Origin of the sequence: Streptomyces sp. NPDC006265 (assembly GCF_040613555.1) — a bacterium.
Taxonomy (GTDB): Bacteria; Actinomycetota; Actinomycetes; order Streptomycetales; family Streptomycetaceae; genus Streptomyces.
In genome coordinates, this window is record NZ_JBEXSH010000269.1 from 1 (window position 1) to 10,096 (window position 10,096).

The window sequence follows — 10,096 nt, forward strand, 5'->3', positions numbered from 1 at the left end:
GTCCTACGACCCCCAGCCGCTGTCCGGCAACGGCTCGGCGGCGGCCCAGGCCTGGTCGCGGCTCGCGGCGGACAGGGACCGCCCGATGCTCAACCGGGCGGTGCGGCAGACCTATCCACCGGGCTCGACCTTCAAGGTCGTCACCGCGGCCGCCGCGCTGGACGCCGGTGTGGTCACCGACCTCGAGGCGCCGACCGACACCCCCGACCCCTACCGGCTGCCCGGGACGCGCACACGCCTGACGAACGCGTCGAAGGGCTGCGCGAACGCCTCCGTCCGGGAGGCCTTCACCTTCTCCTGCAACACGGTGTTCGCCAAGCTCGGTGTGGAGGTGGGCGTGAGGGCCATGACGACCACCGCACACGCCTTCGGCTTCAACAACGGGGCGCTGAGGATCCCCTTCCCGGTGGCCCGTTCCACCTTCGACACCACCCTCGACAAGGCGCAGCTGGCGCTGTCGTCGATCGGCCAGTACAACACCCGCGCCACACCGCTGCAGATGGCGATGGTCGCGGCGGCGGTGGCCAACGGCGGTCAGGTACGGGACCCCTACCTGGTGGAGCGCACGACCCGGCCGGGCGGCAGCACCCTGGCCACGGCCGGCTCGCGGGCGGTCCGCCAGGCGATGTACCCGTCCACGGCCGTCCGGCTGCGGGCGATGATGCGGGACGTGGTCGAGAACGGCACCGGCCGCAACGCCGCCATCCGCGGCGCCAAGGTCGGCGGCAAGACCGGCACCGCCCAGCACGGCCTCGGCAACTCCGGCACGCCGTACGCCTGGTTCGTCTCCTGGGCGCAGGGCGATCGCGATCTGGCGCCGCGGGTGGCGGTCGCGGTCGTCGTGGAGGACGCGGAGACGGACCGCGGCGACATCAGCGGGGGCGGTGACGCGGCGCCGATCGCCCGGGTGGTGATGGAGGCGGTGCTCAAGTTTCCTGCTCAGCCGTCCGGTTGACTTGACCGGGCACGGCCGCCCGGTTGCTGAGACGGGGCTACCGGGACCGGGGACACCCGACCTACCGTTCGGTTCATGACTGAGCCCGCGTACGAACTCGCCCAGGTCAACCTCGGCCGCCTCAAGGCCCCGCTGGACTCCCCGCGGTTGAAGGACTTCGTCGACAGCCTCGACCCGGTGAACGCGGACGCGGACGGGGCCGACGGTTTCGTCTGGCGCCTCCAGGGCGAGGCCGGCGACGACGCCACGGACGTGCCCGTCTTCGGCGACTCCTGGCTGATCATCAACATGTCGGTGTGGCGCGACACGAACGCCCTGACCGCGTACATGTACCAGGGCCGGCACCGGGAGATGCTTGCCCGCCGCAGGGAGTGGTTCGAGCGCGTCCAGGAGGCCATGGTCGCCCTCTGGTGGGTCCCGGCGGGCCACCGCCCCACGGTCGCCGAGGCGGAGTGCCGCGTGCTGCACCTGCGCACGCACGGCCCGACACCGTACGCCTTCACCCTGCGGACGTCGTTCCCGCCCCAGGGGGCGACACCGCTGCTCGGCGAGGTGCCGGAGGGCCTGGGCTGCGCACCCTGACGGGCGCTCAGCCGCCGTCCGCCCGCCCCGCGTCGATCGCCCCCTGCACCTCGGCCACCCGCTCGTTCTCCTCCGCGGCGAAGCGCTCGGCGTCGAGCTTCTCGGCGATCTCCTCGTCCTCGGACATCAGCAGGTCGAGATTGGAATCACCCATCTCCAGGACGCCCATGTCAACGTAGGCCTGCTGGAGGCGTTTGCCCCACAGGCCGATGTCCTTGACGCAGGGGACGATGCGGCTGAACAGGAGCTTGCGGAACAGGGTGAGGAACTCGGACTGCTCGCTGTACTGCTCCGCCTCGGCCTTCGGGATGCCGAAGTTCTCCAGCACCTCCACGCCCCGCAGCCGGTCGCGCATGAGGTAGCAGCCCTCGATGACGAACTCCTCGCGCTCCCTCAACTCGCCATCGGTGAGCTGCCGGTAGTAGTCGCGCAGGGCCATCCGCCCGAAGGCCACGTGCCGGGCCTCGTCCTGCATGACGTACGCGAGGATCTGCTTGGGCAGCGGCTTGTCCGTCGTGTCCCTGATCATGCCGAAGGCGGCCAGCGCGAGGCCCTCGATCAGCACCTGCATGCCCAGGTACGGCATGTCCCAGCGGGCGTCGCGCAGCGTGTCGTCCAGCAGGGACTGGAGGTTGTCGTTGATCGGGTACAGCATCCCGATCTTCTCGTGCAGGAAGCGGCCGTAGATCTCGGCGTGCCGGGCCTCGTCCATGGTCTGGGTCGCCGAGTAGAACTTCGCGTCCAGATCGGGGACGGACTCGACGATCCGCGCGGCACAGATCATCGCGCCCTGCTCGCCGTGCAGGAACTGGCTGAACTGCCAGGAGGCGTAGTGCTTGCGCAGCTCGCCCCGGTCCTTCTCCGTCAGCTTCGCCCAGTGCCTGGTCCCGTAGAGGGACATCGCCTCGTCCGGGGTGCCGAGCGGATCGTACGGATCCACCTCCAGCTCCCAGTCGATCCGCTTCTGGCCGTCCCACTGCTTGTCCTTGCCCTTCTGATAGAGGGCCAGCAGACGGTCGCGGCCGTCGTCGTACTCCCAGGTGAAACGGGCCGCGCCGCTCGCCGGCACCTGTCGTACGGGCTCTTGCGGTTCCATCGCGTACAGGTCGAAGGTCGGCATGCCCGCAGGCTCACACGAGGTAGACACCGGGTCAACAAGTAGTGCGCGAGGGATTGACGAGCTTGCTGACAGGCAGTCTCATAAGAGGAACAGTGACGTGTGCACAACGAGGTGGGCAGCCATGACGACCCTGACGGAAGCCGACGCGCTCGACGGCCTGCGCGATGCCCTCGGCCTGCTCAAGGACCGGGAGCAGGTGGCCCAACGGCTGCTCGACTCCTCCGCCAAGCACTCCTTCGATCCTGACAAGGAACTGGACTGGGACGCGCCCTTCGAGGAGGGCAAGTGGTTCTGGCCCCCGGAGCTGGTCTCGCTCTACGACACCCCGCTCTGGAAACGCATGGGCGAGGAACAGCGCATCCTGCTCTCCCAGCACGAGGCCGCGGCCCTGGCCTCCCTGGGCATCTGGTTCGAGATCATCCTGATGCAGCTGCTGGTCCGGCACATCTACGACAAGGCGGCGACGAGCGCCCATGTGCGCTACGCACTCACCGAGATCGAGGACGAGTGCCGCCACTCCAAGATGTTCGCCCGCCTGATCTCCCACGGCGACACGCCCTGGTACCCGGTCAGCAGGGCCCACCAGCACCTGGGCCGGCTGTTCAAGACCATCTCCACCACCCCCGGCTCCTTCACCGCCACCCTCCTCGGCGAGGAGGTCCTCGACTGGATGCAGCGTCTGACGTTCCCCGACGAGCGTGTCCAGACCCTGGTGCGCGGTGTCACCCGCATCCACGTCGTGGAGGAGGCCCGCCACGTCCGCTACGCCCGTGAGGAACTGCGCCGCCAGATGGTGACGGCCCCCAAGTGGTCCCAGGAGTTCACCCGCGTCACCTCCGGCGAGTTCGCCCGCGTCTTCTCGGTGGCCTTCGTGAACCCTGACGTCTACACCAACGTGGGCCTGGACAAGCGGGAGGCCCTCGCCCAGGTCCGCGCGAGCGGCCACCGCCGGGAGGTCATGCAGAACGGCTCCAAGCGACTGACCGACTTCCTCGACGACATCGGTGTGCTGCGGGGCGTCGGACGCCGCCTGTGGAAGTCGTCGGGGTTGCTGGCGTAGAGGCCCCGACTCCGTCATGCCCATACACGGTCTCGCCGAGGCCGCGAACCCCGGCACCAAGGTCGGCAAGCTCGCCCCCTCCGACATCCGCGCCGCCTACGAGGACCTCCTCCAGACGGGCGGCAAGAAGAAGGGCACCGCCCTGACCGCCACGAAGCCGGTCGAGAACGCGAAGGAGACCTACCAGCGGAGCAGCAAGGAGGGCGCAGCCGACGGCATGGCCACGAAGATGTTCTTCGCCAAGGCTCCGGCCGACCAGAGCGTCTACGCGCTGCGGACGGCCGACGGCGGCGCCCTCGCCCTGTTCCCGCCCGCCCACAAGCAGGAATCCCTGCTCAAGGAGGCCTACCGCTCCAACGCGTCCCTCGTGCCCAGCAAGGAGCAGTCCTCGTTCGGCGCCACCAGGGGCCCGCTGATCACCGACATGTTCGAGGGCCAGGGCATGGCCGAACTGACCCCGAAGGCCAGCCGGATCACCGCAGTCGGCTTCCAGCACGTGGACGCGCGTTAACGACATGCCCACACTCCCGTACCCGCGTACGTCGGGAAGGGCCGTGTCGGGGGGCCGCCCGCAGCCGTTGGCGCGTCAACGAACAGTCAGTCGGTCGGGCACCCCATCGCGCCTTCCGAGGACGGAAACCCCCCGGCGCGGCCCCGACCCTCGCCCCACGCGAAGGCGAAGCAGACGCGCACCCCCACCCGGCCCCCGCCACCGCTGCGCAGCCCCCCGGCCCCCGATTACGCTGCGAGGCATGACACCAGCCGCCCCCACCCCCGCCTACCGGCGACTCAGCGTCGAGGAACGCCGCAGTCAGCTGCTCACCTCCGCGCTGGACCTCTTCGCCCACCGCGCCCCCGATGAGGTGTCCCTCGACGACGTGGCGGAGGCGGCCGGTGTCTCACGGCCCCTGGTGTACCGGTACTTCCCGGGCGGCAAGCAGCAGCTCTACGAGGCCGCCCTGCGCTCCGCCGCCGACGAGCTCCAGCACTGCTTCGACGAACCCCGCGAGGGCCCCCTCGTCCCCCGCCTGTCCCGCGCCCTCGACCGCTACCTCACCTTCGTCGACGAGCACGACACCGGCTTCAGCGCCCTCCTCCAGGGCGGCAGCGTCGTGGAGACGTCACGCACCACCGCCATCGTCGACGGCGTCCGCCGCGTCGCCGCCGAGCACATCCTCAGCCACCTGGGCGTCTCCGGCCCCGGCCCACGCCTGCGCATGACCATCCGCATGTGGATCACCGCCGTGGAGGCGTCGTCGCTGATCTGGCTCGACGAGGACAAGCAGCCGCCCGCCGAGGAGCTCCGCGACTGGCTCGTAGAGCAGTTCGTGGCGATGCTGACGGTGACCGCCCGCCGCGACCCGCAGACCGACGCCCTGGTCCGGGCGCTCGCCGAGGATGTCTGACACTGATCCCGTGAAGAGTGAAGACACCCCCTTCGAGGGCGGCCCCATGGACGGCAGGGTCCTGCCCGTCCTCCTCGGCATCACCGGCCACCCGCCCAAGACGTACCGCATCCCCGTCCCGGACCCCGACGGCGGGCCGGACACCGTGCTTGTCTACCGCCGCGTCCCCCGGGGCCCGGGCAAGGTCGGCCTGTCCAACCGCTGGAAGTACGAATACGCCCCGGAGGGCGTCCCGCCCCGCCGGCTCAACTGGCCGTGGTCGAAGCCAGACGCCACGCCGCACGGCAAGCCGGACGACGCCGACGGGTGACCCCGTTGCGCCGAACCGCGCACACCCACCGCGCGCCCCGCCCGCACACGCCTGATCCTCACGATGTCCGGCGGCACCACGCCGCCCCCGCAACGGAGGTGATGGCATGTCAGGAAGGCTTCTGCGTCTGGTCTGCATCGCGGCGACGGCGGCCGGAACCGTCTTGGCGCCCGCCCCGGCCACGGCCGTCCCCGAGCCGCACACGGAACAGCACGACACGGAACAGCACGAAGTCGCCGGTCTCCTGACAGACCTTCAGGAGCGGTACCGGAAGGCGGAGGAGGCCACCGAGGCCTACAACGGCACCGAGGAGAAGCTGAAGAAGCAGCGCGCCGAGACCGACCGCCTGGACCGCGCCCTCGCCCGCGCCCGGCTCTCCCTGCACGACAGCCGGGGCGCGGCCGGCCGGCTGGCCCGGCAGCAGTACCAGAGCAGCACCGACATCTCCCCGTATGTACGCCTGCTCCTGGCCCGCGACCCGCAGCACGCGATCGAGCAGGGCCATGTGATCGGCCGGCTCGCCCAGGAGTGGGCCGACACCATCGGCCGGCTGACCGGCAACGAGCGCAAGGCCCACGAACTGGCCCGCAAGGCCCGCACGGCCCTCGACCGGCAGCTCGCGCTCGTCGAGCGGCGCAAGAAGGAGCGCGACGAGGTCCGCGCCCGCCTCCACGACGTCGAGGAAATGCTCGCCTCCCTGAGCCGCGAGCAGCTCACCGACCTAGCCGAGTTCGAGCGGAAGGGCATCGCGAAGGCGCAGAAGGAGTTCATGGCGTCCGGCGCGCTCGGCGACGAAGACAGCGGAGGCGACGAAGCCGACGGCGACAACGAGAAGATCAAGAACGACGAGGACGGCAAGGACGACGGCAAGAACAGGGGCAGCCGCGGGAGCGGCGACACCGCCCGCACCCCCGCCCCGTCCGCCGAAGGCCGCCGCGCCGTGCGCTACGCCGTGCGGCAGCTCGGCAAGCCGTACGAGTGGGGCGCGGAGGGCCCGAGGGCCTACGACTGCTCGGGACTGACCTCGCAGGCCTGGGCCGGGGCCGGGACGCCCATCCCCCGGACCAGCCAGGAGCAGTGGAAGCGGTTGGAGCGGATCCCCCTGGACGAGTTGCGCCCGGGCGACCTGGTCGTGTACTTCCCGAAGGCCACGCACGTCGGGTTGTACCTCGGGGACGGCATGGTCGTCCAGGCTCCCCGGCCGGGCGCGAAGGTGAAGGTGTCACCGATCGCGGCCAAACCGGTCCTGGGTGCCGTACGACCGGACCCGGGCGGGGAGCCCCTGCGGCGTTACGAGCCGCCGGAGCTCCCCGAGGGTGCCGCGGACGGGTCGGACGAGGGGTACGGGGGCGGCGACGGTGGTTACGCGGCGCCCGCGCCGGACACCTCGGCCAGGTAGGCCCCCGTCTTGTCCGGGTCGTAGAAGAAGTTCTCGAAGTCGGACGGGTCGTTGAAGCCGTTGGCGAAGCGGTCCGCGACCGGCTGGAGCTCACCGGCGGCGCCGATGAGGTTGAGGACGTGCTCCGGCGGCGGCGCGAGCATGGCGTTGGTCCACTTGGTGACGTGCTGGGCGGTGTTCCAGTAGCGGTCGAAGGTGGCCCGCATCCACTCCTCGTCGAACGGCTTGTCGCCGTGCTCGGTGATCGAGGCGAGGTAGGCGCCGGCGCACTTGGACGCCGAGTTGGAGCCCTGCCCGGTGATCGGGTCGTTCGCGACGACGACGTCCGCCACACCCAGCACGAGTCCGCCGCCGGGGAGGCGGCCGATGGGGTTGCGGACGGTGGGGGCGTAGCGGCCGGCGAGCGTGCCGCCGGCGTCGGTCAGTTCGACCTTGGTGGCCCGCGCGTACTCCCAGGGGACGTACCGCTCCATGAGTTCCAGGGTCAGGGAGAGGTGCTCCGCGGGGTCCTTGACGCCGTTGAAGGCGTCGAGCGGGCCGCCGGGTATGCCCTCCCAGAACAGGATGTCGGCACGGCCGGAAGTGGTCAGGGTCGGCATGACGAACAATTCGCCGACACCCGGCACGAGGTTGCAGCGGACCGCTTCGGTGCCGGGGTGCTCGGGGCGCGGGCCCAGGCCGTGGACGTACGCCACGGCCAGCGCGCGCTGCGGCTCGCTGTACGGGGAGCGCTCGGCGTCGCGGCCGAACATCTGGACCAGTTCGCCCTTGCCGGCCGCGACGAGCACCAGGTCGTAGGTGCGGGAGAAGTAGTCGAGGTCACCGACGGCCGCGCCGTGGATGACGAGCTGTCCGCCGCGCTGGGCGAACGTCTCCATCCAGCCGGCCATCTTCACGCGCTGGTCGACGGACTGCGCGTAGCCGTCGAGCCTGCCCAGCCAGTCGATGGCGCGGGCGGAGGGGCCTTCGGCCCAGGAGCCGGGGGCGGCGACCGAGACGCCGAGTCCTTCGATCTTCGGGGCCTGGGACTCCCAGAAGTTCAGCTGGAGGTCGCGCTCGTGCTGCAGGGCCGTGTGGAACATGCACTGCGTCGACATGACCCGGCCGGTGCGGATCTCGTCCGCCGTCCGGTTGGACATCAGGGTGACCTCGTACCCCTGTGACTGGAGGCCGAGGGCGATCTGGAGCCCGGACTGACCGGCTCCGACGACGAGTATCTTCCGCATGCGGGCTGTCCTCTACTCGGGGGTTTCGTCGAGCGCGTGGCCCACGAGGGCCAGGAGGGTCTCGATCACGGAGATCCGGCGACGCGCGTCCATGATCATGACAGGTATGTGTTGCGGGATGGTCAAGGCCTCCCGCACGTCCTCCGGCTCGAACAGCTCGCTGCCGTCGAAGTGGTTGACGGCGACCACGTACGGCAGTCCGGAGCTCTCGAAGTAGTCCAGGACCGGGAAGCAGTCCTTCAGGCGGCGGGTGTCGGCGAGGACGACGGCGCCGATCGCGCCGCGCACGATGTCGTCCCACATGAACCAGAACCGCTGCTGGCCCGGCGTGCCGAACAGGTAGAGCACCAGGTCGTCGTCGAGCGTGAGGCGCCCGAAGTCCATGGCCACGGTGGTGGTGGTCTTGCCCGGTGTGGCGGTGAGGTCGTCGGTCGCCTCGCTCGCCTCGGTCATCAGCGCCTCGGTCTGCAGGGGCGTGATCTCCGAGACGGCGGTGACCAGCGTGGTCTTGCCCACGCCGAAGCCGCCCGCCACCACGATCTTCGTGGCTATGGGGGCACGGGTGCGGTCCGTCTCCCAGGCGTGCATGCTGTCGTCCGGCTGGACGAACGGGGAGGAACCACAGACGCCGTGAGCGGCGTCAGAGACGACGGAGTCCACTCAGCACCCTTTCCAGCAGAGCGCGGTCCGGGCGGCCCGTGCCATGGCCGGTGCCCGTTCCGTACACACGGATCTTTCCCTGGTCCGCGAGATCGCTCAGGAGCACGCGGACCACGCCGAGCGGCATCTTCAGCAGCGCGGCGATCTCGGCCACCGTACGCATCCGGCGGCACAGTTCGACGATGGCCCGCAGCTCCGGCATCACGCGGGTGGAGAGGTGGCCGTTCGTCAGTTCCTTGCGCTCCTCCGGGGCGTCGAGCGCGGCCGTGCTCGCCACGAACGTCTCCACGAGGAGGACGTGGCCGAAGCGGGTGCGGCCGCCGGTGAGCGAGTAGGGGCGGACCCGGGCGGGTTTGCGGTCGCCGCCGCGGACCGGGAGGTGATGCTTCGGCGTGCTGCTCATCGGGCACTCCCCGTCGTCTGGGAATCCTCCAGGGATTTACGGAGCTCGCTGCGGAGTTCGGGCGTCAGGACGTGACCGGCCCGGCCGACGAACAGGGCCATGTGGTACGCCACGACGCTCATGTCGCACTCCGCGGAGCCGTGGACGCCGAGCAGTGATCCGTCGCTGATCGACATGACGAACAGGCTGCCCTCGTCCATGGCGATCATCGTGTGCCGGACTCCGCCGAAGTCCATCAGCTTGGCGGCGCCGATGGTGAGGCTGCCGATGCCGGAGACGATGGTGGCCAGGTCGGCGGCGGAACCGCGCGGGCCGGTACGGCGGGACCCGCGGGCCTGCAGGGCCTCCCTCGCCTCCTTGTTGCGGTGGTCGTCGGAGGAGAGCAGGAGCAGTCCGTCGGACGAGACGACCGCGACCGAGAGGATGCCGGGGACCTCCTCGACCAGGTTGGTCAGCAGCCAGTGCAGGTTGCGGGCCTCACTGCTCAGTCCGATCAGTCCGAAGGTACTGGGAGCGGTCAACTGCTTGCCTCCTCGACTGTGCCCCCCGTGGCTTCTTCGGGTTCAGCTGGTCCTGCTGCGCCGGTGGCCGGCCGCTGGTGCGAGGCCGTCCTCTCGGCGATCTCCGCCTCCACGTCGCGGTAGCCCTCCTGGGCGCCCTGGCGGAACCCGCCGAGTCGGCGGCGCAGGGCGTCGGCGTCGACGGAGCTGCTGTGCTGGCGCGGGGCGGTGGTCGGTGCGGTGATCTTCGGAGTGCGCTTGGGGAGGCCCTTGTCGGTGACCCGGTCCTCCTCCTCGTCGGACGCACGTTCGTGCTCGCGGCTCTCGTCCCCGTCCGGGTCCGCGCCGCCCGTAGGGGGCACGTCTTCGTCCACGGCCAACCCGTGCGGCGGCCCGATCTCGGAGGCCGCGGCGTCTGACCCGGCCGGGTCAGAGCCCCGCGGCTGCGCCGGGCTAGCTCGGATGTTCACAGGTC

At 70.5% G+C, this 10,096-nt stretch carries 12 protein-coding genes and 1 pseudogene; 7 read left to right on the plus strand and 6 right to left on the minus strand.

What is annotated here, in order from left to right; translation table 11 throughout:
- Together ABZ281_RS21890 and ABZ281_RS21895 are read left to right on the plus strand one after the other, a co-directional pair.
- A partial coding sequence (locus tag ABZ281_RS21890; RefSeq protein WP_356657849.1) for a penicillin-binding transpeptidase domain-containing protein occupies positions 1-955 on the plus strand: 955 nt, incomplete at its 5' end.
- 75 nt (positions 956-1,030) lie between these two features.
- Entirely contained in the window at positions 1,031-1,537 is a 507-nt protein-coding gene (locus ABZ281_RS21895; RefSeq protein WP_356657851.1) for a DUF3291 domain-containing protein, read from the plus strand.
- Between the two features lie 7 nt (positions 1,538-1,544).
- Here the strand turns inward: ABZ281_RS21895 and ABZ281_RS21900 are convergent, their stop codons facing one another.
- Positions 1,545-2,657: a ferritin-like domain-containing protein gene (locus ABZ281_RS21900; protein ID WP_356657853.1), complete on the minus strand. Its 1,113-nt coding sequence runs from the start codon at positions 2,655-2,657 to the stop codon at positions 1,545-1,547.
- A gap of 121 nt (positions 2,658-2,778) precedes the next feature.
- On the opposite strand from ABZ281_RS21900, the gene ABZ281_RS21905 reads away from it, so the two are divergent.
- The 5 genes from ABZ281_RS21905 (at position 2,779) to ABZ281_RS21925 (ending at position 6,832) form a co-directional block, all read left to right on the plus strand.
- Complete coding sequence (locus ABZ281_RS21905) at positions 2,779-3,717, plus strand: diiron oxygenase (RefSeq protein ID WP_031108281.1); 939 nt, start codon at positions 2,779-2,781, stop codon at positions 3,715-3,717.
- Positions 3,718-3,733: 16 nt separating this feature from the next.
- The gene (locus tag ABZ281_RS21910; RefSeq protein ID WP_356657855.1) at positions 3,734-4,228 is read left to right on the plus strand and encodes a hypothetical protein; all 495 of its coding nucleotides are present in this window, start codon (positions 3,734-3,736) and stop codon (positions 4,226-4,228) included.
- Between the two features lie 241 nt (positions 4,229-4,469).
- Complete coding sequence (locus ABZ281_RS21915; protein WP_356657857.1) at positions 4,470-5,123, plus strand: TetR/AcrR family transcriptional regulator; 654 nt, start codon at positions 4,470-4,472, stop codon at positions 5,121-5,123.
- A 10-nt stretch (positions 5,124-5,133) separates the two neighbouring features.
- Positions 5,134-5,433, plus strand: coding sequence for a hypothetical protein (locus ABZ281_RS21920; protein ID WP_356657859.1), 300 nt, complete (start codon positions 5,134-5,136; stop codon positions 5,431-5,433).
- 106 nt (positions 5,434-5,539) lie between these two features.
- Positions 5,540-6,832, plus strand: coding sequence for an NlpC/P60 family protein (locus ABZ281_RS21925; RefSeq protein WP_356657861.1), 1,293 nt, complete (start codon positions 5,540-5,542; stop codon positions 6,830-6,832).
- Here the strand turns inward: ABZ281_RS21925 and ABZ281_RS21930 are convergent.
- The 5 genes and pseudogenes from ABZ281_RS21930 to ABZ281_RS21950 all read right to left on the minus strand — a co-directional run.
- Positions 6,796-8,058, minus strand: coding sequence for a styrene monooxygenase/indole monooxygenase family protein (locus ABZ281_RS21930; RefSeq protein ID WP_356657863.1), 1,263 nt, complete (start codon positions 8,056-8,058; stop codon positions 6,796-6,798). The two genes, ABZ281_RS21925 and ABZ281_RS21930, sit on opposite strands and share 37 nt — an antisense overlap.
- A gap of 12 nt (positions 8,059-8,070) precedes the next feature.
- Positions 8,071-8,718, minus strand: a complete 648-nt coding sequence (locus ABZ281_RS21935) for an ATP/GTP-binding protein (protein ID WP_356657865.1) — start codon at positions 8,716-8,718, stop codon at positions 8,071-8,073.
- Entirely contained in the window at positions 8,699-9,121 is a 423-nt protein-coding gene (locus ABZ281_RS21940; RefSeq protein WP_031110388.1) for a DUF742 domain-containing protein, read from the minus strand. The genes ABZ281_RS21935 and ABZ281_RS21940 overlap by 20 nt, the downstream gene beginning before the upstream one ends.
- Entirely contained in the window at positions 9,118-9,642 is a 525-nt protein-coding gene (locus ABZ281_RS21945) for a roadblock/LC7 domain-containing protein (RefSeq protein WP_356657867.1), read from the minus strand. The genes ABZ281_RS21940 and ABZ281_RS21945 overlap by 4 nt, the downstream gene beginning before the upstream one ends.
- Positions 9,639-10,096, minus strand: a pseudogene (locus ABZ281_RS21950) (histidine kinase); the annotation flags it as partial. The pseudogene ABZ281_RS21950 and the gene ABZ281_RS21945, both read right to left, overlap by 4 nt.